Genomic DNA, 22,109 nt, shown 5'->3' with positions numbered 1-22,109 from the left:
AGCTGTTCAGTTTGCGGGGTAGCGCGCCGCTAATGGTATTACCTTTGCAGGCCCATAAACAGCGCGGTTAGCCAAAATCGGCGTGAATATTAATCCACCAATCTGAACCAAGCGGTCTATTTTATGGGTGATTCCACTCCCTGAATCACCCGCCAAAACAGTGGTGGGGTGTCAAGCTGGCCACTATGCTGGATGGGAAAGGACAGATAAATCTCATCTAAGGAGCACCTGCACTCATGAACCCCACCGCAGTGAATATGGCGTTGAAGACCGGTTCCAATCTGTGGAAGCAATTACGCGATTACCGGCAAGAAAAGTCCCGCGAAACGTATACCGCGCTCGAAGAGGCTGCCCAGCAGATGCAAAAGGAAGACAATAGCGCCTTCGATGAGGCCCGCAAGCAGGCAGGCGCAGTTACCCAGGCCGCGCATTCCCGCCTCGAGCGCGCCCTAGAGGAATTCAATAACTACCGCGAGGATGCCGTCGAGCGTTTCGATGAGGCCAAGAAGGAAGCCACCAAGAAGGACAAGAAGTCTTCCAGGTTCTGGACCGTTGCCGGAATCGTTGCCCTGCTCGCCGCGGCAACCGGTGCGATTTACTACTGGCTGCGCTCCAATGACAAGCCTTCCCAGACCCCACCGCGCGTGGATGACTACCGCGGTGGCACCCAAAACACCGCCCCAGAATCCACCTTGGTCTACACCTCCACCAGCGAAGCTAAGCACGAAGCCGATTCGGACCTCGCCGAAGAGGGCGCTGTGCGCGATGAGGAACTCTTGGGTTCCATCGATGAGCAGCTGGCCAAGCACCGCGAGGAAGAAGAGGCCGCCGCGGAGGAAGCGGATACCACCCGCATCACCGATGATCACCAGAGTGAGGGCAAGCACCGCCTGCAATCTGACGAGCAGTAGTTCCTTTCGCACCCCCGCGGTGGGGGTGCAGTAGGCGTTGCCTAGATCTCATTGCTTTGCCTAATCAAAAATCTCCTGCTTGAATTCACCCATTAAGGCTTTCTACAAGGAGATAAACAATGAGCTTTGAGTCTCTCACCGTCAAGCTCAAAGACGGTTCAACGTACTATTTCCCCGCAGGCCCAGTAACCGATGATCCCTCCCCGCGCGTGGATAACCTCCGCTTTGCCATCGATAACGGCGCTACCTTCCGCTCCGTTGACGAATCCGGTGAAATGCGCGAATTCAACGGCGCGGACGTGCATAACTACCACTTGGCTTAACTAGCCCGGCGGATTCTTCATATATCCTGGGGATTATGGAAATTCGCGCGACACAAGAATCTGATCGCACTTATATAGCTCGCCTCAACTTCCTGACCGATACCTTCGGCGATGAACGAGGCGAGCTTTCTTCCGGTTTTGCCGACGATTTTTCCTTCTACGTGGAAAATTGGGAGCCCAACCAGGGAGGTTTCATCGCTTGGGAGGACCTCGTGCCCGCCGGCGGTGTGTGGCTCAATTGGGGCACCGAGGACAATCACGGTTACGGGTTCGTGGAACCGGCCATCCCAGAATTTGCCATCGCGGTAGAAAGCCGCTTTGCGGGCCAGGGCATTGCCACCGCGCTTATCGATGCCGCCATTTCCCTCGCCCAGACCCTCAAAGCGCCCGGCATTTCCTTAGCCGTCCACCCCGATAATCCGCGTGCGCAGGGACTTTATGAACGCTTGGGATTCGAGCATGTAGGTGTGTACGCCGAGCATTACATCATGGTCAAGCGCTTTTTATAGCCCTATGCATGACTAAAGTCCGGATTCTTTAACCAGAATCCGGACTTTTCCTGTGGAGCATAGGAGAATCGAACTCCTGACCTTCTGCTTGCAAAGCAGATGCTCTACCAATTGAGCTAATGCCCCAGTGGCTTGTACTCTACTACTGCAGCCGCTCATTCCAAAAATGCCGAAGACACCGCGGCACAGTGATGTACTTCTATCACATTTATCACACGCGTTTAATCCATAATTCCCTTCGCAGTGGAGTAGGCTGGCTAATCGTGCCCATCTGTCCTCGTTCCTAGGAAAAGTATGCGTCGTCTTCTTACCTCCGCGCTCACCGTGCTTGCCACCGCCGCCCTTCCCGCCTGCGCCAATGCGCAATTCCTCGAAGGCACCCCAAAAGTAGCCGGGTCCTCAGAACCAAATATCCAGTCCGCGGTTTCTGAGATTCAGACCGATATTCAAAGCCGCATCGACAGCACCCGCGCGCAGGCACAAGATCTTGTTTCCTCGGTAGCACCACAAGACGAGCCGCAGAATGAGGCTGCACCCGCACCGGATCCCCAGGCTGGGGCCGCACCGCAACCAGCCCCGCAGCCACAGGCTAACGGCGTCGATTGCCCGAATTGCGTGGCCCTGACCTTTGACGATGGCCCAAGCCCTTATACCAACCAGCTCTTGGATACCTTTAAGGCGAAAAACGCCCACGCCAGCTTCATGGTGCTAGCGGATCACGCCTACCAGTACCCCCAAGCGCTCCAGCGCATGCAGGCAGAAGGTCATACCATTGGCAATCACACCAAGACCCATCGCCAGCTCAACCAGTTAGCTTACGGCGATATTGCCCAAGAAATCGACGCCGGCAATGCGGCGATCCGCAATGCCACCGGGCAGAATCCAAAGTGGCTGCGCCCGCCCTACGGTGCCACCAATGAAACGGTTGACCAGGTAGCCAGGGATAAGGGCTTGTCGCAGGCCCTATGGAACGTGGATACCTTGGACTGGAAGATCCGCGACTCGCAGCACGTCTGCAATGCCGCCGTCCAGGATGCTAACCCAGGCTCCATCGTCTTGATGCACGATATTCACCCGACCACCGTCAATGCGGCCGAGTGCATTATCGATGGCCTGCGCGCCAAGGGCTTGGAGCCGGTCAGCCTCGATGAGTTGCTGCGCACCCCGGTAGACGGAAAGCGCTACTACTCCCGTTAATGATTGATTTCTCCCACACTGCTGATGTCGTAGCCCCGCAGCTCCTTGGCTGCGTCATTACGCACGCCGGGGTGAGCATTCGCCTTACGGAAGTCGAGGCCTATTTGGGCACGGACGATGCCGCCGCCCATACCTTTCGTGGGAAAACCCCGCGCAATGCCGCCATGTTCGGCCCACCGGGCCGACTGTACGTGTATGCCTCTTACGGCATCCACCGCAATGTCAATATCGTGTGCGCGCCCGAAGGCGTGGGCCAAGGGTGCCTACTGCGCGGCGGTGAGGTGCTATCCGGGATCGATACCGCCTTTGCACGCCGCGGCACCAGCGATTTTCATAATCTAGCCCGCGGCCCTGGGAACCTCGGTAAAGCTCTTGGAGCAACGCTGGAGGATAACCACCTACCAGTGCAGCTTTCTGAGCGCGAGTCTGCACCGGAATGGGTGCGCGGCCCGCGCATTGGTATTTCCAAAAACCAGGAAGCGGCCCTGCGGTTTTGGATTCCCTTTGATAAGACCGTCTCCGGCCGCCGCGGCTATCCCAAAAATAATTAATAGCGCCCGCCGTAGCGCTCATCGGCTTCGATGGCTTTGATGATGCGCTCATTAATTTGGGTCATTTGATGGATCTGCGCGCGGGTCAGGTTATCGATAACGGATCGGCGGGCCTGCTTAGCGTGGCCCGGGGCGGTTTCTACTACCTTGTCCCAGCCGCTATCGGTAAGGTGCGCCATCGTCGTCCGCCCATCATTGGGACAAGGACGCCGCACGACCCAGCCCTGGCGCTCCAAACGGGTAACAACCTGGCTCAGACGGGACAAGGAGCCGTTTGCGGTGATGGCGAGGTCTCGCATGCGCATCTCATGGTTCTCGGCCTCTGATAGCCGTGAGAGCACCGTATATTCAAAGAAGCTTAGCTTGGCATCATCGCGCAGCTGCGCGTCTAGAATATTGGTGAGCCGGACATTCACGCTCATCAGGGACATGAATGCTGCTAGTTCATCCTCTTCCAGCCAAAAGTCGTCCCGCTCGGTCATGAGGATTATTTTAGCAACTGGACTTCAATTCTAAAATAATCCCAAGTAGCCGGAGCCCGTCCCACTTATTCGAACTTGGTCTCCTCCACCTAGTGGCTGGTGGGTGCCAAGCGAGCTGGGTCCAATTCAATCCGGCGCAGCAACTGCGCGTTGAATGCCACCACGATGGTCGATAGCGACATCAATACCGCGCCGGCCGCCGGGGAGAGCACGACACCGATGGGTGCGAGTACGCCTGCCGCCAAGGGCACGGCAATGATGTTGTAGCCAGATGCCCAAATAAGGTTCTGGATCATCTTGCGGTAGCTAGCGCGCGACAAGGTGATCATCGAAAGCACCGACCGCGGGTCGTCGCTGGCGAGCACCACCTCGGCGGATTCCATGGCGACATCGGTGCCGGCGCCAATGGCGATGCCGACTTCCGCGCGGGCCAAGGCTGGGGCGTCGTTGACGCCATCGCCAACCATGGCCACGGCTAGACCGCGCTCCTGTAATTCGGTGACCTTGGAGTCCTTGTCCTGCGGCAGGACTTCGGCAAAGACCTCGTCAATACCCAATTCTTCGCCAACGGCCTCGGCGACCTGCGTGGCATCGCCAGTGATCATCGCAACCTTGACGCCCTGCTCTTGGAGGGCCTGTACGGCCGCGCGGGATTCGGGACGAACCTTGTCTTCAACCGCGAGAGCGCCGATTATCTGACCATCGCGCACGACGTGCAGGACACCCGCGCCGCGTTGGGACCACTCTTCAACCTGCGCATCAAACACCCCAGGGGTGGCAAGCTCTAGCTCGCGCAGCATATTCGGTCCACCGACGAGGACCTCTGCCCCATCGACGGTGGCCTTGATTCCCCGGCCGGCGGCCGCACTGAAATCGGTGCTGTGCAGCTGCTCCTGAGATGCTTCCGCGTGGTCTTCGGCTGCCTTGACGATGGCGCGGGCCAATGGGTGTTCACTATCGGCCTCGGCCGCGGCGGCCACTGCTAGCAGCTGCCCCTCGCTGATGTCCTCAACGGTTGCAACACCGGTAACGGCATGAGCGCCTTCGGTCAGGGTACCGGTCTTATCGAAGAGGACGGCGTCGATGGTGCGCATGCGCTCCAACGCCAAACGTTCCTTGATGAGTACCCCAGACTGTGCGGCCTGCTCGGTAGAGATCGCAATGACCAGTGGGATAGCCAAACCGAGGGCGTGGGGGCAAGCGATGACGAGCACGGTAACGGTGCGCACCACGGCGTCGCTTGGGCTCCCGATAATGGCCCAGACCACCGCAGTAATGAGGGCTGCGATTAGCGCAAACCAGAAGAGCAACGCTGCGGCGCGATCGGCAAGGGCTTGGGCGCGGGAGGAGGATTCCTGCGCCTCGGCGACCATGCTTTGGATACCGCCCAGGGCCGTATCTCCTCCGATGGCTTCTACCTGGACGCGGACGGTGTTGTCGGTGGCCACCGTACCGGCGACCACGCGCTCACCTTTATCGCGGAAGACTGGGCGGGATTCACCGGTGATCATGGATTCATCGAATTCGGCTGAGCCTTTAACAATGGTGCCATCGGCAGGCGCCCGCGCTCCAGCGCGGACCAGTACTATGTCATCCACCGCCAGCTCAGAGACTGGCACGGTGTGGGCCTGCCCATCGATGATCTTCTCGGCTTCGTCAGGCAAAAGTTCTGCTAAGGCGTCCAAAGCGGAGGAGGCCGCGCCGAGTGCACGCATCTCCAACCAGTGGCCCAGCAGCATAATGACGACCAGGAGGGCCAGCTCCCACCAGAAATCTAGGTCGAATCCTCCAATCCCCAAGGTGGTGACCCATGAGGCGACGAACGCCACGGTAATAGCCATGGCGATAAGCAGCATCATCCCGGGCTGGCGGGATTTCAGTTCCGACCAGCCGCCTTGCAGGAACGGCGTGCCGCCATAAATGAAGATGATGGTGCCAAGCACCGGGGGAATCCAGGATGAACCATTGAATTCGGGTACGCCGTAGCCGAGCAATTCTGCGACCATAGGGCTGAAGATGACGACCGGTACCGATAGCAGCAGCGACCACCAGAAGCGGCTGCGGAACATCGCCGCGTGATCGCCGTGTCCGTGCCCATGGCCGTGGCCATGCCCGTGCTCGTGGCCATGACCTTGATGGTCACCGTGAGAGTGCCCTTCGTGGCCGCCATGATCTGTGTGTTGCGTATGATCCGCTCCCGCGGCCTGGTGAGCACCGGAATGCTCACTGTGTTGGTGGGAAGTACTCATGAAGTTCCTTTCTTCTCCTCCCTGCACCAAGAGGAGTTCTAGCGTCGGTGGAACACAGTGATGGTTACTCTCCCCACCATATACCCCGGGGAGGTATATTTACAGAACGGAAGGAGCCATTCTCGTATAAGAGGCGAAGTGGAGCTGCCGAGATGGCCACCCAGCTTAAACGGGCCTAGCCCCCGGAAAGTGGACACGGCGCGGTCAGCCCGACCCCATCAGCTCGGTTATTCTTCAACGTCATTGCAGATGAACTCGACAGAGAAACGGTCCCGGCATTTAGCGATGAACCGGATCATAACGGAGGCTTTGGGCCCAGTTCTGGGAAGTTTCCTGCACGATGGGCCTCCTGCGCCCATTGCCAGGCTGTGTGCCATGAAACGCCGAGCTTCGGGGCTTACTGCCTAACATGCTCTTCCAGCAAGATGCGATCTTCCACAAGTGGGACACTTCAGGTTTCACCTACCGTTTTCGCCTACTCAAAGTGGAAGAAAGAGGCAAAGAAACGACATATGGGGCACTCCATTTTAGTTGGAGTGCCCCATGTTGGCTTTAAAGAGGAACTTTAGTCCTCATCACCCGAAAACTTCTTTCTCATTGTCCAATCTATCCAGAACCAAATGCAGAACAAGATGAGACCGATCACCGTTCTAGGGACGACATCTAAGTCAAAAACGATTCCGAGAAATAGTCCCAGAAGGACCAATGAAGCAAAAAATACAGCCCACGATACTCGTGAATTATATTTTTTGGATTTTAGCTTCTGCATTCATGCCCTCCAACTGGATGCGGACGATCTCCCATGTATGGTGCAATCTTAAGCTGATAGCAGGTGTTGTGGTCGTATTCAGCGAATGCGGGTTAAGGGACAGAATGTGTGTCCGGATGTGCGTCGGTAGCTAGGTTGACCAGTCGCAACGAGGATTCCGCTCTAGGCGGTGAGGCGCAGCGCGGGGTCTGGGCGCGAAATCCACGTATCTGGCTGAGAATGTGGTACCCGACGGGGTAGGCAGCAAACTAACCCGCGTGGTTAATCAACACATCACGTGCCCCGTGTGCCTGGGGCCAGTAAAGAAAAATGGCACAACGTCCGCAGGCAAGACTCGTTGGCGCTGCAAAGACCGTTCATGCGGCCACAGCTTCACCAATACCAACGATGACCCCATCCAGACTGCCAGGTTCCGGATGTTCTACGAGTGGTTCTTGTCTTCATCAACCCTGTCGTCAATCGCCGCAGAGCACGGCTATAGCCGTCGGCAACTCACCCGGTGGTTCGAAAACTTCTGGCTCGTCCACGTTCCCGACAACACCGACTCCAATCGCATCTATGACCAGCTATTTGTCGACGGAACCTACTTCGGCCACCAGAACTGCCTACTGGTGGCATCAACGAAAGCCCACGTCGTGGCCTGGCATTGGTGCCGCCAAGAAGACACGTTCAACTACAACCGTCTCTTCGACAAGGTCGGGCATGCCCCACTGGTGGTCACCACCGATGGACACCAAGGCTCGCTAGAAGCCATCAAAACAACCTGGTCACAAGCACACATCCAACGCTGCCTCGTCCACGTCAAACGCAACATTCAACGCTACGTCGGCTTGTACCCCGTGCTGCCATCTGGCAAAGCACTGCGCGGCCTATCGTTGTCACTGCTGCGGGTAAGCAACCTGGATGAGGCCGCGGAATGGACCGCGAAGCTGCAGCAATTCCACGACGTGTACGGCAAGTGGCTCAGTGAGAAGACCTACATCAAAGACCTCAAACCGGAAGAGATTCCAAAGAAATTCCGTCGAAACAAGAAGTTCTTTTACATGCATTCCCGACACCGCAGTGCCTACGAACTGCTCGCCAAACTGGAACGGAACAAGCACCTATTTACGTTCCTGACCAGTCAGGAAGACGCAGTCGAAGGACAACTCGCTCGCGATACCAACAGCCTGGAAGGCGGCATAAACGCCGGAGTAAAAGCCCTTGCCAGGTACCACCGAGGAATGCCAGAGGAGCACCAGCGCACTGCCGTGGACTGGTGGCTGCATCTGCACACGCAATATCCCGGTGACCCTATTGAGATTGCCCGAAGTCAAAAATGGGGACGCAGCGCACTCGCCAAAGTACAAGCTGCGTCCACCAACAACACGGCTAACGACCTCGACGGCGCACCAGCACGGTACGACACCGGAATCGAAAGCACGCACACCAACGATATCGGTATCCGCAAAGGCTCCATGCGCTAACCCCTAAACCCCCAGCCCAAACCCCTAAACCGCGGGGCGGCAGACACACAAAATGTCCCACCCCGCGACACGCCGGCCTAGACACTCATTTTGTCCCTTAACCCGCGAATGCCTTTGCTGTTTTAACAATATCAAGCGCGTTGATGCCTGCTATCGGACAAACACCCCCAAAACCAGTTTGATAGGTGTGGGGAGCTTCGAGAGGGTACAAAAAGCAAAAAGTCCGACTCCCTTAAGGAAGCCGGACTGATGCTGTGGAGCATAGGAGAATCGAACTCCTGACCTTCTGCTTGCAAAGCAGATGCTCTACCAATTGAGCTAATGCCCCATTGTTCCGTGGTGGGCCTAGCTGGAATCGAACCAGCGACCTCATCGTTATCAGCGATGCGCTCTAACCGACTGAGCTATAGGCCCTTTAGCGGAACGAGATGTAACTTTACATACTACCCCGGAAAGAACACAAATCGGCAGCTCAAAGAGGTTTTCAGAGGCGCACTTCGTGGGTCTAATGAGGACGCTACTTCGCGCTTAAAACTAGAAAAATGCCGGCAACCGTAGCTGCCGGCATAGTCTCCCACTCACAGTGGTCTAGATGTCATCCAAGCTGACCTTTAGCCCACCGAAGACATCCACGATGGCGTTATAGATTACGGCCATCAGCGGTGCGAGCAAGGTGAACAGGACGGCGAAAATAACGCCAATCAGCGCGCTGGCTGCGATCACCACTCCAAAGGTGACCTCAAAGCCGCCGCCGACGCCACCAACGAGGCTATTGACTGACTCCCATATGCCCACCTGGTGCAAACCGATGTACAACAGGCACACGGCCAGCAACCACGCGATGAGTCCGACGAGTGACAGGGCCAGACCAACGCGAAACGCCGAGGTGGGCGAGATGTGGTGGATGGTTACGTCTCGTCGTTCCATGTCCTACTCCTCGTCCTTGGAGGCATCGCTTACCTTGTGGTGCTCTTGCTGGACCTCATCGACGGTCTTTTCGCCCTTGGCCACAGCCTGCGCGTCTTCCTCACCATCTTCTTCAACATTGCGGTCGATGGCAAGCAATTCGACGTCATCGGCAAGGTCAACCAGGCGCACGCCCATCGTGGCGCGCGAGGACGGACGAATCTGGTTTACTTCGGTGCGAATAACCCCACCGGCGGAGGTAATGGCGAAGATTTCATCGTCCTTGTCAATGGAAATGGCACCAATGAGCTTGCCGCGCTTCGGAGTGTACTTGAAGGTCATGACACCCAAGCCACCGCGGCCCTGCGGGGTGTATTCCTCAATGGCGGTGCGCTTGCCGTAACCACCCGAGGTAGCAACGAGTAGGAACTCGCCGTCGTGGACGACGGACATCGCCAGCAGCTGGTCATCGCCGCGGAAGCGCATGCCCTTCACGCCGGCGGTAGCGCGGCCCATGGGGCGCAGCTGGTCGTCATCGGCAGTAAAGCGAATGGCTTGGCCCTGCTCAGAGGTCAGCAGGATGTCATCGCCCTCAGAAACGAGCTGGGCGCCAATGAGCGCATCGCCCTCGTTCAGATTGATGGCGATAAGGCCTGCGGAACGAGCGGACTCGTAATCGGTCAGGCGCGATTTCTTCACGCGGCCCTGCTGGGTGGCCAGGACCAGGTATGGCGCATCCTCGTAGGACTGGATCTGAATGACCTGGGCAATCTTTTCCTCCGGCTGGAATTCCAGCAGGTTGGCCACGTGCTGGCCGCGGGCGGCGCGGCCGCTCTCTGGCAGCTCGTAGGCCTTCAGGCGGTAGACGCGGCCAAAGTTGGTAAAGAACAGGATCCAGTCGTGCGTGGAGCAGACGAAGAAGTTCTTCACAATGTCATCTTGCTTGAGCTCCGCACCGCGCACGCCCTTGCCGCCGCGCTTTTGTGACTTATAGGTATCGACCTTGGTGCGCTTGGCATAACCCGTGGCGGTAATGGTGACCACGACGTTTTCGCGGGCAATGAGGTCTTCATCGGTGACCTCGCCGGAGGCAGGCAGGATCTCGGTGCGGCGCTCATCGCCGTACTTTTCGACGATCGCCTCCAGCTCATCGTGGACGATCTGGCGCTGGCGTTCCTCGTGGGCGAGGATGTGCTTGAGGTCGGCGATCTCCTCTTCGATTTCTGCCAATTCATCGACGATCTTTTGGCGCTCCAGGGCAGCCAGGCGGCGCAGCTGCATCGCCAGGATGGCATCGGCCTGGATATCGTCGACATCGAGAAGTTCCTTCAATCCCTCGCGCGCCTCATCAACGGTGGGCGAACGACGGATCAGGGCGATGACCTCATCCAACATATCCAGCGCCTTGACCAAGCCACGCAAGATGTGCGCGCGCTTTTCCGCCTCATCCAGGCGGTACTGGGTACGGCGAACGATGACCTCGATCTGGTGCGCAACATAATTGCTCAGCATCTGATCCAGGCGCAGGGTGCGCGGCACGCCATCGACGATGGAGAGCATATTCGCACCGAAGGAGGTCTGCAGCTGGGAGTGCTTGTACAGGTTATTGAGCACCACGCGGGCGACGGCGTCGCGCTTCAGGGTCACAACAATGCGCATGCCCACGCGGTCAGAGGACTCATCTTCGATCTTGGAAATACCGGCGATCTTGCCGTTGGCTACGGACTCCGCGATATTGGAGATGAGGTTATCGGGGTTGACCTGGAACGGCAGCTCCGTAATCACGATGGTCTGCCGGGAACCGGATTCCTCGATGGAGGTCACACCGCGCATGCGGATGGAGCCGCGGCCGGTGGTATATGCATCCTTGATGCCCTGATCGCCCACGATGAGGCCGGCGGTGGGAAAATCCGGGCCCTTCACGCGTTCCATGCAGGCCGCGAGCGCGGCATCCTCGTCTGCGTCCGGGTTCTCCAGCAGCCAGTAAATGGCCGAGGCCAACTCATTGAGGTTATGCGGCGGGATATTGGTGGCCATGCCCACGGCAATGCCGCCGGAACCATTCATCAAAAGGTTAGGCACGCGGGACGGCAGGACGTCCGGCTCGCTGGTCTTGCCATCATAGTTGGGCGAGAAATCCACGGTATTTTCGCGGATATCGCGGACCATTTCCATGGCCAACGGGGTGAGCTTGCACTCGGTATAACGCATTGCGGCGGGGCCGTCGTTACCGCGGGAACCGAAGTTACCCTGGCCATCGACAAGCGGGTAGCGCATATTCCAAGACTGCGCCAAGCGCACCAAGGTGTCATAGATGGCCGAGTCACCGTGCGGGTGGAATTGACCCATGGTGTCAGAGACCGGGCGCGCGGACTTCACATATCCGCGCTCGGGGCGGTAACCCGAATCGAACATGGCGTAGAGAATGCGGCGGTGCACTGGTTTTAGGCCATCGCGCACCTCAGGCAGCGCGCGGCCCACAATGACGGACATGGCGTAGTCGATATAGCTCGACTCCATCTCCTCATTAATGTCAATGGGAAAAATCCGATCAAAAAGATCGTCGTTACTGTCACTCATAAGGCCAAATTCTACCTTCTCCGGGCTTTATCGGCCTTATTTGCCGCACCGGTGGTATCACTGTGGTATCACTGGGGCATGGCAATGACATTGCGGCTTACCGCAGAACAAGATCACGCCCTTACCCTCTTGGCCTCCGCGCAGGGAACCTCCAAGCACGAGGCGGTGGTGCGTGCCATCGTGGCGGCGGCCTCGCGCACGCTTGCCGATGCCCACGTGCAAGCCACCGCCCGCGAGCTCCTCCCCGGCCGCGCGGATCTAGAGGCCGAAATTCGCAGGGCGCGAAAGACACACGCATGAGCCCCGAACAGCTGTACCTATTGGCCCAAGAATTTTGCGCCCGCTTTAATCTCCGCATCATCAACTATTCCGCCTTAGTGTCTGCCGCCGCTGCCAGCACCGCGCGCCTAGAGGGCATCGCCATCCACGGCGATGAGCGGCAGGCCGCTCGAGCTATGGCGGAGGTTTTGGAAAAGGTGCCAGCGTTAAACGCTGGAAATCAGACCTTCGCGCAGTACTGTGCCCGCGTCTATATGGCCACTAAATTCGCGTAAAGTATGGCACCATGTCTCACCTTTCTACCTTGATGCACGGATCCACCCGCACCGAGTTCATCGCCGAATGCGGGGATCTCGTTGAAAAAGTCGCCTCCGCCAAATCCGGCATTTCCGGCATAGCCATTAAAGGCGGATTGGCGGCCGCCAAAAAAGCCGATGCCAATGTCGTCCCCAAGGCGCTGGAACGGATCCTGCCGGATGTCCTCGATGCCCTGGATCCACGGTGGCAAGACTTTGCGGAAAGCGGGAAGGATGATTTCGGCGCCTTCCTTGAACCGCACCAGGAAGAGGTCAGCGATGAGATTATGAACATCGCAGATAAGCACGTGGAAAAGGTAAACTCCGCCGCACTGCGCAAACCCTATAATTCCCTGCGCGGCAAGGCCACCAAGATCTTAAGCCCGGAAGTTCCTGCATTCGGCCGCGTCGTGCAAAAGCACATGTAAATAATTAATTTCCACCGGTTTTCCTGCGGTTGAAGGTTATCTGGACTGCGGAGTATAAGTGTGGAAGTGACTTTTTCCCCACATCATAAATCGTCGACATCAGAAGCAAACCGTACCGATTACCCCGCCGGCCAAGACCCCGCCCGCTGGCGGGTTCTTATTATTGTGCTGGTCACGGTGTTCATGTCACTGATTAGTGTGTCCATCGTGAACGTGGCACTGCCGTCGATCCAGTCTGGGCTTGGTGCCACGGATTCGGATGTGCAATGGGTGCTGTCTGGTTATGCGCTTACCTTCGGCGTGGTCCTCGTCGCCGCTGGGCGCGCCGGCGATCTCGTGGGGCGCGGGGGCATCTTCCTGCTCGGCATCGCCGTCTACACCATCAGCGCCGCCGTGGCGGGTTTCGCGCCGAATGCGCATTCTCTGAACATCGCGCGCTTTGTCCAGGGTGTTGGTGCCGGATTACTGAACCCCCAAGGCGTGGGAATGATTCAGCAATACTTCCGCGGGGAAGAACGCGGCCGCGCCTTCGGATACTTTGGCGCCACCGTGGGAATCGCCGTGGCCATCGGCCCGGTATTGGGCGGCTTCCTCATTAAGCTCGGTGGTCCTGACCACGGGTGGCGGCTGACCATGCTGGTCAACGCGCCTATCGGCCTGCTAGCCATCATCTTGGGCCTCATGTGGTTCCCACGCCCGCTGTTTTCCCGCGTCCGCGATGCCGCGGGCAATAAGCTGGGCATCTTCAAGGCACTGGCCACCCTGGATCCCATCGGCGCGCTCATCCTCGGCGCCGCGGTATGGTGCATCCTCTTCCCCTTCATGGACTCAACCGGCTCCCCGGCCGTGTGGTGGCTGCTTCTGGCGGGTGCCGTCCTCATTGGCGTGTGGGTGCTGTGGGAGCGCCACCACAAGGCCACCGGCCACCCGCCGATGGTGGATCTCAATATCTTTGCCACCTCGAGCTTCCGCAACGGCACCATCATCGCCACGTTGTGGTTTATGGGTATTACCAGCATCTGGGTGCTCGTTGCGTTGTATTTCCAAAATGGCCTGGGCTACTCCGCCCTAGCGGCCGGCTCGGTGGGCATTCCTTCCGCACTCCTCAACTCCATTACCGCCACCATCGCTGGCCGCAAGATCTCGCGGTATGGGCGCATGGTGGTCATCATCGGCATGCTAACCACCATCTTCGGTCTCATCGCCACGGTGGTCTTTATTTGGGGCACCACGCATTGGGGAATGAACGAATGGTGGCTCATCCTCTCCTTGGCATTTATCGGGCTTGGCCAGGGTGCCGTGGTCTCACCTAACCAAACCCTGACCTTGGCGCAGGTCCCAGATAACTACGCCGGTTCCTCCGGCGCGGTCCTACAAACCGGCCAGCGCATCGGCACCGCCATTGGCTTGGCCGTCATTACCGCCATCGTCTTTGCCATGCTCCAAAGCACCTCCGGAGATTGGCCCGTATCCATCATGACCGGCTTTGGCGTCATCATCGCCGTCTGCCTAGTGTCCTTGAGCTTTGGTTTTGCGGATCAGCGCGCTTCCCGCAGCTAATACCTCGCCCCATAGTTAAAGCCCACCGTGGAATTATCCACGGTGGGCTCTAGCTTTTTGCCTAGCCCCTGCACGCAGAAGGGCTAAGCCAACGGTTTAGATATCCAGGAAGCGGACATCCTTCGCGCGGCGGGTAATAAAGGAGCGGCGGGCGGCCACGTCATCACCCATGAGGATGGAAAACAGCTCATCGGCGCGCTGTGCGTCTTCCAGGTCCACGCGGCGCAACAGGCGCGTGGAGGGATCCAGGGTGGTCTCCCAGAGCTCGGAGGCGTTCATCTCGCCCAAGCCCTTGTAGCGCTGGATGCCGTCATCCTTGTTGATCTTACGGTTGTGCTCCAGGCCTTCTGCCAACAGCTTATCGCGCTCATCATCAGAGAAGGCGTAGCCCGGAGTGCCCTTAGACCACTTCAGCTTGTAGAGCGGCGGGTTAGCCAGGTACACGTGGCCATCCTCAACCAACTGCGGCATAAAGCGGAAGAGCAGGGTCAACAGCAGCGTGGCGATGTGCTGGCCGTCCACGTCGGCATCGGCCATCAGCACGATCTTGTCGTACCGCAGCTTCTTGATATCGAATTCCTCGTGGATGCCGGTACCCAACGCGGTGATGATGGCTTGGACCTCGGCATTTTTTAAGACCTTATCCATGCGGGCCTTTTCCACGTTCAGGATCTTGCCGCGCAAGGGCAAGATGGCCTGGAACATAGAGTCACGGCCGGCCTTCGCGGAACCGCCCGCGGAGTCACCCTCCACGATATAAAGCTCCGAACTCCGCGGATCCTTAGAACGGCAATCCGCAAGCTTGCCGGGCAGTCCGCCCAGATCGGTGGCGGACTTGCGGCGCACCATCTCGCGCGCCTTACGCGCTGCCATGCGGGCATGCGCCGAGGAGACGGCCTTATTGATGATGGCCTTTGCCTCTGCCGGGTTGGCATCAAACCAGTCATTGACGTACTCGTTGACCGAGCGCTGCACAAAGCCCTTGATCTCGGAGTTGCCCAGCTTGGTCTTGGTCTGGCCCTCGAACTGCGGATCACCCACCTTGACCGAAATGACGGCGGCCAAACCTTCGCGACAGTCATCACCGGAAAGGTTGCCGTCCTTGTCCTTGATGAGCTTGTGCTCCTTGGCATAGCGGTTCATCAAGGAGGTCAGGGCTGCGCGGAAGCCCTCTTCGTGCGTGCCGCCCTCGTGAGTATTGATGGTATTGGCAAAGGTGTGCACGGACTGCTTGTAGCCCTGGTTCCACTGCAAGGCCACCTCGACCTCGTGGTCCTCGCCTTTTGACTCGAAGGACACGATGGTGGGGTGAATAGCGTTCTTGGACTTATTGAGGAATTTTACGTAGTCCGTCAGGCCCTCCGGGTAGTGGAAGGTGATCTTCTTGCGGCGCTTCTTATCGGCCTTGGTGACGTTCTTGGAATCGTCTTCCTCGTTAAAGGTATCGCCGGCATCAGGAACATCATCAAACGACGTCTCATCCGCACTCGCCTCACCGGATTCCGCATCCGCGATTTCCTCGAGCTCGATCTGCTCTTGGGTCACGCGCTCATCAATAAGCTCGATGGTCAGGCCCTTGTTCAGGAAGGCCATCTCCTGCAGGCGGCGCGCAATGGTGTCGTAGTCGAACTCGGTGGTTTCAAAGATCTCCGGATCCGCCCAGAAACGAATCTTGGTACCAGTGCCGCGGGCGTTGCCGCCTTCCACAAGGTCATCCGGGATGGCGTTCTGGAAGTTTTGGTACCAGTGCTTGCCCTCACGCTTGATCTCCGCCTCCACGCGGGTAGACAGGGCGTTGACCACGGAAATACCGACGCCGTGCAAGCCGCCGGAAACGGCATAGGAATCGGAGTCGAATTTACCGCCGGCGTGCAGCTGCGTCATGACCACCTGGACGGTCGGCGCACCAGAGGCGTGCATCTCCACAGGGATGCCGCGGCCATTATCGATGACCTCGACGCCGCCGTCTTCCAAAAGCTTGACGGTGACCTTATCCGCGAAGCCTGCCATGGCCTCATCAACGGAGTTATCAACAATCTCCCAGATAAGGTGGTGCAAACCGCGCGATCCGGTGGAACCGATGTACATACCGGGGCGCTTGCGGACGGCCTCTAGACCTTCCAGGATCGTAATTGATCCAGCATCATATGCGTGTTCTTCAGCCACGGATTCGTGCTCTCCTTTTGGCTATAGCTAATTCTAAGACTTTCACTATTCTACACGCATACCCCCTACTGAATGACACCCCACACCGGCCAGAGGTAGCTATGTGGCGCGCTCTGTAGTTATTTATCTTTTAAAGGGCAGAGCTAACCTGCTCCTATTAGCCACTTATCAGCCGTAGGTATCTTGCGAACCTTGCGGTTTTACCCACTGCCGACCCTCGTAATTGCGCTGCTGCCGCGGGCCGTGGATGCGCAGCTCAGCAATGACATCGGGGCCGAGCCGGTCCGCAATTTTGCGCAGGATTTCCCGCTGCAGGTAGCGCAGTTCTGTGGCCCAGGTGGAGTTATCGCAGGAAATGTAGACGATCTTGTCCTTGATTTTCTGCGGCTGCGTATGGGCAGCGATGCGCTCGCCCACCAGGTTTTCCCAATTTCCCATGACCCAGCCGTGCGCTAATTCATGCTTCCAGCCGCGGTGGGAAATCTCCTTTTTAATCTGTGCACCCAGGCTCGGCACATCAATCTTTCGCCGCGGCCTCCTGCCATCGGCGCCGGTAGGCCTGCCCACCTGGTAGCCGCGATAGTTCTGCGGCTGGGCATCCGCCAAGGATGGCACCGGCATCTTCGGCACTGGGCGCGTAAGCTTTGGCGGATTCTTCGAGGTAGAGCGCACCAACCGGAAGTATTGGGTGACGGGATCCGTGCGTTGCCTGCCGGTTTCCCCTTCTTCCTCACTCATGCTTCTTCCTCGCTATCCTCTCCTGCGGTTGCTTCCGTGTGCAGGGTGGAAATGCGCCCCTGGTCCGTATCTTCCACTCCTACCCGGTAACGCACGATGGGCTCCAGGTTATCCGGTAAATCCTCATCCACCGCGGCGGTGATAAGCACCTGTTCTGCCGTGGCGGCCAGGTGAACCAGCTGGGTGCGGCGCTTGGCATCGAGCTCGGCAAAGACATCATCCAAGATGAGGACCGGATCTGATCCCCCTTCTTGGCGCAGGAGCTCAAACTCCGCCAGGCGCAGGGCGATGGCATAGGACCAGGTTTCGCCGTGGCTAGCAAAACCCTTGGCCGGCTGATCCCCCAGGTGGAGCACGAGATCATCACGGTGCGGGCCCACCAGTGAGATGCCGCGCTCGATCTCGCGCTGCCGGGCAGAGGCCAGCTCGGTCAGCATGACGGCCTCCAGCACCTCGCGGTCAGAGGTATCAATGGTGGATTTATACTCCACGTGCGCAGGCCGCGACTCCGGCGCGAGGCCGGCATAGGCGGCGGGAATGTGGTCCAAGAGGGCATCGACAAGCGCAAGGCGCGCCACAATGACCTGTGCACCTAAGCGCGCGAGCTGGGCATCCCACGTATCCAGCGTCGATAGCGCCGAGGCGCCGTCGCTATCGCCGTAGCCGCGCCGCAAGCTTGCCGATGCCGACTTCAACAACGCATTGCGCTGCTTTAATACCTTGTCATAATCCGCCTTAACCCCAGCTAGGCGCGGGGTCCGCGAGGCGATGATGCTATCGAGATACGCGCGGCGCCCCGCGGGCTCACCGCGCACCAAGACTAAATCCTCAGGGGAAAACAGCACCGTTTTCACCACGCCGAGTAACTCGCGCGGGCTGCGCAGCCTAGTGCGGTTAATCTGCGCCTGATTGGCGGCATGTGGTTTGACCAGCAAGTGGGTGGTTAATTCACGCCCCTGGTTGACGGCAGTAAGGGACACCCGGGCACTCTGCGCACCCTGGCGCACCAGCGGCGAATCATGGGAGACGCGGTGGGAAGACAGGTGAGCGGTATAGCCCACGGCTTCCACGATATTGGTCTTGCCAAAGCCATTGCGGCCCACAAACAGAGTGATCCCCGGGCCCAGCTCAAGTTTTAGTTCGGGCCATGAGCGAAAATCCCGAACATCGAGATCCCTTATAAACATTAACCTGGCAGGCGAACCGGCATTAAGAGGTAAGTGAAGTTGGTCTGCGGCGTGGGGAAATTGCCATCCTCATCTGCTTCCGGCAGCTCTTCTGGCTCCGGGATCATGATGGCGGGGCGGGAAGGCTCCGTGAACCCGAAGACCACGCGATCGGTGTTGATGACAGCAAGGCCATCCTTCAAATAGCCCGGGTTGAAGGCGATCAAGAATTCATCGCGGCCGTGGAATGCGCACGGCAGCGTCTCGGTGGCATTACCGGCATCGGCGCCGGCGGACAGGGTGACCTGGCCATCGGCAAATTCCATGCGGATCTGCGCATTGCGGTCCGTCAACAAGGAAACGCGGCGAATGGCTTCTTGCAGCGGCGCCACCTCAACCGAGGCAATATTCGTGTGGGACTTGGGAAGCAAGGGCTGGACGTTTGGGAAATCCGCATCCAGCATGCGCGTGGTGGTTTCGCGGTTATCCGCATGCAGGCCAAATAGGCCATCGGCGCCGATATTATCGCCGGAGCCCACCGCAATCTCAATGGGAATATTCAAATGTGGATCCAGGCTGCGCCCGGTATCTTGCAGGGTCTTTGCCGGGACCAGAAGCTTAGCCTCAACGTCCTCAGCCGCCGGCTCCCACTCCAGGGTGCGCATGGCCAAACGGAAACGGTCCGTAGCCGTCATCTCAATATCCTTGCCGTGGATATCCATGTGCACGCCAGTAAGCATGGGCAGGGTGTCATCCTTGCCGGCCGCGGCCGCAACCTGCTGGATCGCCTCTGCGAATAGCTGCGGTTGGATCGTTCCGGTGACCTCAGGCAGGACCGGCAATTGCGGGTAATCATCGAGCGGGATGAGAGGTAGCTCAAAGCGGGAAGAACCACAAGCAACCAAAGCCTTGGAATCTACCTGGGAGATCTCCACTTCCTTATTGGGCAAGGTAGCCACGATATCTGAGAGCAATTTACCGGCGACGGCGATTTGGCCGGGCTCATCCACCATGCCCGCGATGCGCACCCGGGTAGAAACCTCGTAATCAAAGCCGGTGAACTCTAAGCCGTTGTCATCAGCGGTGATGAGCATCGCGCGCAGCACGGGCTGGGTGACCTTGGAAGGCAGGCTGCGGGCAACCCACGCTACGGCGTTGGCAAGGTCATCTTTGGCAACGCGAAATGACACGGCTTCATCCATGGTGCGAAGAGCTCCTCTTAGGCGGGGTAGGAATGTGTAACTTTCAAAAGCTGGCTTCCAACTTACCGCATCCGGTGAACCTTGTAATTTTCCCTCCGCCCGTCCGAGCCAGCGCCGCGTGCTCGGGACCGGGCACAATTTCACACATCCCCTTTCTACTTACAAGATCAGAGAAATAATTTAGTAGTAGTAATAAGCGCTGTGGGATCTGTGATCAACGGGGTAAATGACAAGTTCAGCGCGGCGATCCGGGGTGTGCCAATTCTTGTGATCTTGCTGTGATCAACTGGCCCGGAGTGTGGATAAATATGCGGGTCATCGTTTTATCCACAGTCTTTAGTAGTTATCCACGGATCTGCACACAGTGCTGATCACAGGGGCGTCTGTGCTGGATAGGGCCTGTGGAATTTAAAACTGTGAGCAAAATCTACAAATTACATCCATGAAATTACACAGGTGTGGATAACTCTGTGGATAGCTGTTTATACGACTCTTACCGGCACATAGCCCCTGGTAGGCGCCGGTAGGCGGTGGTGGAAGGTGGGGGCATCGGCAAGCGCACCGCCTGCTTACAAAAATGGCGCCTTCCTGTTATTCAAGGAAGACGCCACCGGGTGGTTGTGTTTTTCTCTAGCCGCGACCGCGATTCTTGATGCGCTGGGTCAGGGACTGAATCTCGTCGTAGGTATTGCGCTTTTCCGTCATCTCTTTGCGGATCTTGCGATCGGCATAGATCACCGTGGTGTGGTCCTTGCCGCCGAATTGCTCGCCAATCTTGGGCAGCGAAAGCTCGGTCAATTCGCGGCAGAGGTACATGGCCAGCTGGCGGGCGTGGGCCACCGCGCGCTTCTTGCCGGCACCGCGCAGGGTTTCAACATCAATATCGAAGTATTCCGCGGTGACTTCCATGATGGAGGCTGCGGTAATTTGCCGATCAGCAGAATCCGGCGCAAGATCGCGCAACGCAATTTCTGCCATTTCCACGTTGATCGGCTCATTGACTAAGGACGAGTAGGCGGATACGCGAATGAGCGCGCCCTCAAGCTCGCGGATGGAGGATTCGAAGCGCGAGGCAATGAGTTCCAGGACGGAACGATCCACTTCAGTGCCATCGGCGGCGGCCTTCTTCATCAAAATGGCAATGCGGGTTTCCAGATCGGGCGGTTGAATATCCGTAATCAACCCACCCTCAAAGCGGGTGCGCAGGCGATCCTCCAGCGTGGTGAGCTGTTTTGGTGGGCGGTCCGAGGACAAAATGATCTGTTTATTGGCCTGGTGCAGCGCATTGAAGGTGTGGAAGAACTCCTCCTGCGTGGATTCCTTGCCCTCTAAGAACTGGATGTCATCCACCATCAAAATATCGAGGTTGCGGTAGCGCCGCTTGAAGGATTCCTGGCGGTCATCGCGCAAGGAATTAATATAATCATTCGTAAATTCTTCCGAGGACACGTATTTCACGCGTAGCCCCGGGTGCAGCACCTGTGCGTAGTTACCGGCGGCATGCAAAAGGTGCGTTTTACCCAGACCAGAACCACCCCATATAAATAACGGGTTATAGGCGCGGGCGGGATTTTCCGCCACCGCCACCGCCGCGCCATTGGCAAAACGATTCGATGAACCGATGACGAAGCTTTCAAAAGTGTGCTTCGGGTTCAGCGAGGTCTCCCGATTGGGATCGTGCGCCGGGGCCTCCCGCGGAATGCGCGCGGCATTCGCAGATCCGCCGAACTCTGGTTGCTGGCGGTTATAGTCCTGCTGGCTGGTGTAGTGCTCCGCCAATTCATCCAGGCTTGCCGGGGCATGGCTGGACCGCCAATTAGGCGGGGTCTGACCTGCGGTGGGGTTGTGGTTTCCGCGGGCTGCCGACGCATCCGTTTGCTGGGGGCGAGAGACGTAATTTTGCGCGGAAGAAGAATCATTCTGCGCCGGCGGCATGTATTGTGCCTGCGGGTTGGGCTGGGAGGAAGGAGCCTGCGTGCTTGCCGATGCCCCTCCTGGTGCCGGCCCCGAATTCGACGGGTTGGCAGGTGGTTGTGGCTCCTGCGGGGTAGCTAAGGTAACGGCGAAGGAACACGGGCGGCCGAGGTGGCGGGTAAGGGCCTTGGAGATGTATCCGCCGAGCTCATTTTCTACAACTTCTTTGGCGTTGACATTTTCCGCTGCGACAAGCGTGTAGCCTTCCACCATCATGATCGGGCGAACCAACTGCAGGTAAAGGCGTTGTGTATGCGAAAAGCTCGGGACCTCAGAGTTGGGTTGCTCGGATTGCGCGAGCAGATCATCGACGATCGCGCGCCAGACAGCTTCTAGGTTCGCTTGTGGTTCAGTCAC

20 protein-coding genes and 3 tRNA genes are annotated in these 22,109 nt (G+C 58.2%); 11 read left to right on the top strand and 12 right to left on the bottom strand.

Features of this window, described 5'->3' with window-relative positions; translation table 11 throughout:
* Nucleotides 1–236 precede the first annotated feature (236 nt).
* The 3 genes from ACLI1O_RS00115 (at nucleotide 237) to ACLI1O_RS00105 (ending at nucleotide 1,743) form a co-directional block, all read left to right on the top strand.
* Nucleotides 237–911, top strand: coding sequence for a hypothetical protein (locus ACLI1O_RS00115; RefSeq protein ID WP_239269550.1), 675 nt, complete (start codon nucleotides 237–239; stop codon nucleotides 909–911).
* A 119-nt stretch (nucleotides 912–1,030) separates the two neighbouring features.
* On the top strand, nucleotides 1,031–1,234 hold the full coding sequence (locus ACLI1O_RS00110; RefSeq protein ID WP_005276046.1) for a hypothetical protein: 204 nt from the start codon (nucleotides 1,031–1,033) through the stop codon (nucleotides 1,232–1,234).
* 35 nt (nucleotides 1,235–1,269) lie between these two features.
* A complete protein-coding gene (locus ACLI1O_RS00105; protein ID WP_005276043.1) occupies nucleotides 1,270–1,743 on the top strand; it encodes a GNAT family N-acetyltransferase in 474 nt (157 codons plus the stop codon).
* Between the two features lie 53 nt (nucleotides 1,744–1,796).
* On the opposite strand, the gene ACLI1O_RS00100 is transcribed toward ACLI1O_RS00105, so the two are convergent.
* Nucleotides 1,797–1,869: transfer RNA gene (locus ACLI1O_RS00100), tRNA-Ala, on the bottom strand.
* A gap of 168 nt (nucleotides 1,870–2,037) precedes the next feature.
* Here ACLI1O_RS00100 and ACLI1O_RS00095 point away from each other — a divergent pair.
* On the top strand, nucleotides 2,038–2,940 hold the full coding sequence (locus tag ACLI1O_RS00095; protein ID WP_239269551.1) for a polysaccharide deacetylase family protein: 903 nt from the start codon (nucleotides 2,038–2,040) through the stop codon (nucleotides 2,938–2,940).
* Nucleotides 2,940–3,491: a DNA-3-methyladenine glycosylase gene (locus ACLI1O_RS00090; protein WP_239269552.1), complete on the top strand. Its 552-nt coding sequence runs from the start codon at nucleotides 2,940–2,942 to the stop codon at nucleotides 3,489–3,491. The genes ACLI1O_RS00095 and ACLI1O_RS00090 overlap by 1 nt, the downstream gene beginning before the upstream one ends.
* Here the strand turns inward: ACLI1O_RS00090 and ACLI1O_RS00085 are convergent.
* Complete coding sequence (locus ACLI1O_RS00085; RefSeq protein WP_005276035.1) at nucleotides 3,488–3,973, bottom strand: MarR family winged helix-turn-helix transcriptional regulator; 486 nt, start codon at nucleotides 3,971–3,973, stop codon at nucleotides 3,488–3,490. The two genes, ACLI1O_RS00090 and ACLI1O_RS00085, sit on opposite strands and share 4 nt — an antisense overlap.
* An 89-nt stretch (nucleotides 3,974–4,062) precedes the next feature.
* Entirely contained in the window at nucleotides 4,063–6,042 is a 1,980-nt protein-coding gene (locus tag ACLI1O_RS00080; protein ID WP_349883441.1) for a copper-translocating P-type ATPase, read from the bottom strand.
* A 6-nt stretch (nucleotides 6,043–6,048) separates the two neighbouring features.
* On the opposite strand from ACLI1O_RS00080, the gene ACLI1O_RS00075 reads away from it, so the two are divergent.
* Together ACLI1O_RS00075 and ACLI1O_RS00070 are read left to right on the top strand one after the other, a co-directional pair.
* The gene (locus ACLI1O_RS00075) at nucleotides 6,049–6,264 is read left to right on the top strand and encodes a hypothetical protein (protein ID WP_349819933.1); all 216 of its coding nucleotides are present in this window, start codon (nucleotides 6,049–6,051) and stop codon (nucleotides 6,262–6,264) included.
* A 984-nt stretch (nucleotides 6,265–7,248) separates the two neighbouring features.
* Nucleotides 7,249–8,457, top strand: coding sequence for an IS1249 family transposase (locus ACLI1O_RS00070; RefSeq protein ID WP_239269554.1), 1,209 nt, complete (start codon nucleotides 7,249–7,251; stop codon nucleotides 8,455–8,457).
* Nucleotides 8,458–8,712: 255 nt separating this feature from the next.
* Here ACLI1O_RS00070 and ACLI1O_RS00065 read toward each other — a convergent pair.
* The 4 genes from ACLI1O_RS00065 to gyrA form a co-directional block, all read right to left on the bottom strand.
* Nucleotides 8,713–8,785: transfer RNA gene (locus ACLI1O_RS00065), tRNA-Ala, on the bottom strand.
* Nucleotides 8,786–8,794: 9 nt separating this feature from the next.
* Nucleotides 8,795–8,871: transfer RNA gene (locus tag ACLI1O_RS00060), tRNA-Ile, on the bottom strand.
* Nucleotides 8,872–9,045: 174 nt separating this feature from the next.
* Complete coding sequence (locus ACLI1O_RS00055; RefSeq protein WP_005280482.1) at nucleotides 9,046–9,384, bottom strand: DUF3566 domain-containing protein; 339 nt, start codon at nucleotides 9,382–9,384, stop codon at nucleotides 9,046–9,048.
* Nucleotides 9,385–9,387: 3 nt separating this feature from the next.
* A complete protein-coding gene (gyrA, locus tag ACLI1O_RS00050; RefSeq protein ID WP_239269555.1) occupies nucleotides 9,388–11,943 on the bottom strand; it encodes a DNA gyrase subunit A in 2,556 nt (851 codons plus the stop codon).
* Between the two features lie 78 nt (nucleotides 11,944–12,021).
* Here gyrA and ACLI1O_RS00045 point away from each other — a divergent pair, with 78 nt between their 5' ends.
* Genes ACLI1O_RS00045 through ACLI1O_RS00030 form a run of 4 tightly spaced genes read left to right on the top strand, consistent with a single transcriptional unit; the run spans nucleotide 12,022 to nucleotide 14,506 of the window.
* Nucleotides 12,022–12,243 carry a hypothetical protein gene (locus ACLI1O_RS00045; protein WP_005280480.1) on the top strand — a complete coding sequence of 74 codons (222 nt, stop codon included), beginning with the start codon at nucleotides 12,022–12,024 and terminating at the stop codon, nucleotides 12,241–12,243.
* Complete coding sequence (locus ACLI1O_RS00040) at nucleotides 12,240–12,497, top strand: cell filamentation protein Fic (protein WP_239269556.1); 258 nt, start codon at nucleotides 12,240–12,242, stop codon at nucleotides 12,495–12,497. Before ACLI1O_RS00045 ends, ACLI1O_RS00040 begins: the two co-directional genes overlap by 4 nt.
* Nucleotides 12,498–12,508: 11 nt before the next feature.
* On the top strand, nucleotides 12,509–12,946 hold the full coding sequence (locus tag ACLI1O_RS00035) for a DUF6918 family protein (RefSeq protein ID WP_239269557.1): 438 nt from the start codon (nucleotides 12,509–12,511) through the stop codon (nucleotides 12,944–12,946).
* Between the two features lie 60 nt (nucleotides 12,947–13,006).
* Nucleotides 13,007–14,506 carry an MFS transporter gene (locus ACLI1O_RS00030; protein WP_239275420.1) on the top strand — a complete coding sequence of 500 codons (1,500 nt, stop codon included), beginning with the start codon at nucleotides 13,007–13,009 and terminating at the stop codon, nucleotides 14,504–14,506.
* Between the two features lie 96 nt (nucleotides 14,507–14,602).
* Here ACLI1O_RS00030 and gyrB read toward each other — a convergent pair whose 3' ends face one another.
* The 5 genes from gyrB to dnaA all read right to left on the bottom strand — a co-directional run bounded on the left by gyrB (nucleotide 14,603) and on the right by dnaA (nucleotide 22,109).
* Nucleotides 14,603–16,672: a DNA topoisomerase (ATP-hydrolyzing) subunit B gene (gyrB, locus tag ACLI1O_RS00025; RefSeq protein WP_411706886.1), complete on the bottom strand. Its 2,070-nt coding sequence runs from the start codon at nucleotides 16,670–16,672 to the stop codon at nucleotides 14,603–14,605.
* 168 nt (nucleotides 16,673–16,840) lie between these two features.
* On the bottom strand, nucleotides 16,841–17,410 hold the full coding sequence (locus ACLI1O_RS00020) for a DciA family protein (protein WP_284770781.1): 570 nt from the start codon (nucleotides 17,408–17,410) through the stop codon (nucleotides 16,841–16,843).
* Nucleotides 17,407–18,597, bottom strand: coding sequence for a DNA replication/repair protein RecF (recF, locus tag ACLI1O_RS00015; RefSeq protein WP_296090070.1), 1,191 nt, complete (start codon nucleotides 18,595–18,597; stop codon nucleotides 17,407–17,409). Before recF ends, ACLI1O_RS00020 begins: the two co-directional genes overlap by 4 nt.
* Nucleotides 18,597–19,778: a DNA polymerase III subunit beta gene (dnaN, locus tag ACLI1O_RS00010; RefSeq protein ID WP_284770783.1), complete on the bottom strand. Its 1,182-nt coding sequence runs from the start codon at nucleotides 19,776–19,778 to the stop codon at nucleotides 18,597–18,599. Before dnaN ends, recF begins: the two co-directional genes overlap by 1 nt.
* 630 nt (nucleotides 19,779–20,408) lie before the next feature.
* Nucleotides 20,409–22,109, bottom strand: coding sequence for a chromosomal replication initiator protein DnaA (gene dnaA, locus ACLI1O_RS00005; RefSeq protein ID WP_349839158.1), 1,701 nt, complete (start codon nucleotides 22,107–22,109; stop codon nucleotides 20,409–20,411).

The organism is Corynebacterium sp. LaCa78, from assembly GCF_046717505.1.
Lineage (GTDB): Bacteria > Actinomycetota > Actinomycetes > Mycobacteriales > Mycobacteriaceae > Corynebacterium.
The sequence above is the reverse complement of the archived record's forward strand: the minus strand, read 5'-3'. Positions and strand labels throughout refer to the sequence as shown.

Coding starts and splice junctions, on each gene's coding strand:
- ACLI1O_RS00115 (WP_239269550.1), top strand. CDS start 237: ATGAACCCCACCGCAGTGAATATGGCGTTGAAGACCGGTTCCAATCTG.
- ACLI1O_RS00110 (WP_005276046.1), top strand. CDS start 1,031: ATGAGCTTTGAGTCTCTCACCGTCAAGCTCAAAGACGGTTCAACGTAC.
- ACLI1O_RS00105 (WP_005276043.1), top strand. CDS start 1,270: ATGGAAATTCGCGCGACACAAGAATCTGATCGCACTTATATAGCTCGC.
- ACLI1O_RS00095 (WP_239269551.1), top strand. CDS start 2,038: ATGCGTCGTCTTCTTACCTCCGCGCTCACCGTGCTTGCCACCGCCGCC.
- ACLI1O_RS00090 (WP_239269552.1), top strand. CDS start 2,940: ATGATTGATTTCTCCCACACTGCTGATGTCGTAGCCCCGCAGCTCCTT.
- ACLI1O_RS00085 (WP_005276035.1), bottom strand. CDS start 3,973: ATGACCGAGCGGGACGACTTTTGGCTGGAAGAGGATGAACTAGCAGCA.
- ACLI1O_RS00080 (WP_349883441.1), bottom strand. CDS start 6,042: ATGTTCCGCAGCCGCTTCTGGTGGTCGCTGCTGCTATCGGTACCGGTC.
- ACLI1O_RS00055 (WP_005280482.1), bottom strand. CDS start 9,384: ATGGAACGACGAGACGTAACCATCCACCACATCTCGCCCACCTCGGCG.
- gyrA (WP_239269555.1), bottom strand. CDS start 11,943: ATGAGTGACAGTAACGACGATCTTTTTGATCGGATTTTTCCCATTGAC.
- ACLI1O_RS00045 (WP_005280480.1), top strand. CDS start 12,022: ATGGCAATGACATTGCGGCTTACCGCAGAACAAGATCACGCCCTTACC.
- ACLI1O_RS00040 (WP_239269556.1), top strand. CDS start 12,240: ATGAGCCCCGAACAGCTGTACCTATTGGCCCAAGAATTTTGCGCCCGC.
- ACLI1O_RS00035 (WP_239269557.1), top strand. CDS start 12,509: ATGTCTCACCTTTCTACCTTGATGCACGGATCCACCCGCACCGAGTTC.
- ACLI1O_RS00020 (WP_284770781.1), bottom strand. CDS start 17,410: ATGAGTGAGGAAGAAGGGGAAACCGGCAGGCAACGCACGGATCCCGTC.
- recF (WP_296090070.1), bottom strand. CDS start 18,597: ATGTTTATAAGGGATCTCGATGTTCGGGATTTTCGCTCATGGCCCGAA.
- dnaN (WP_284770783.1), bottom strand. CDS start 19,778: ATGGATGAAGCCGTGTCATTTCGCGTTGCCAAAGATGACCTTGCCAAC.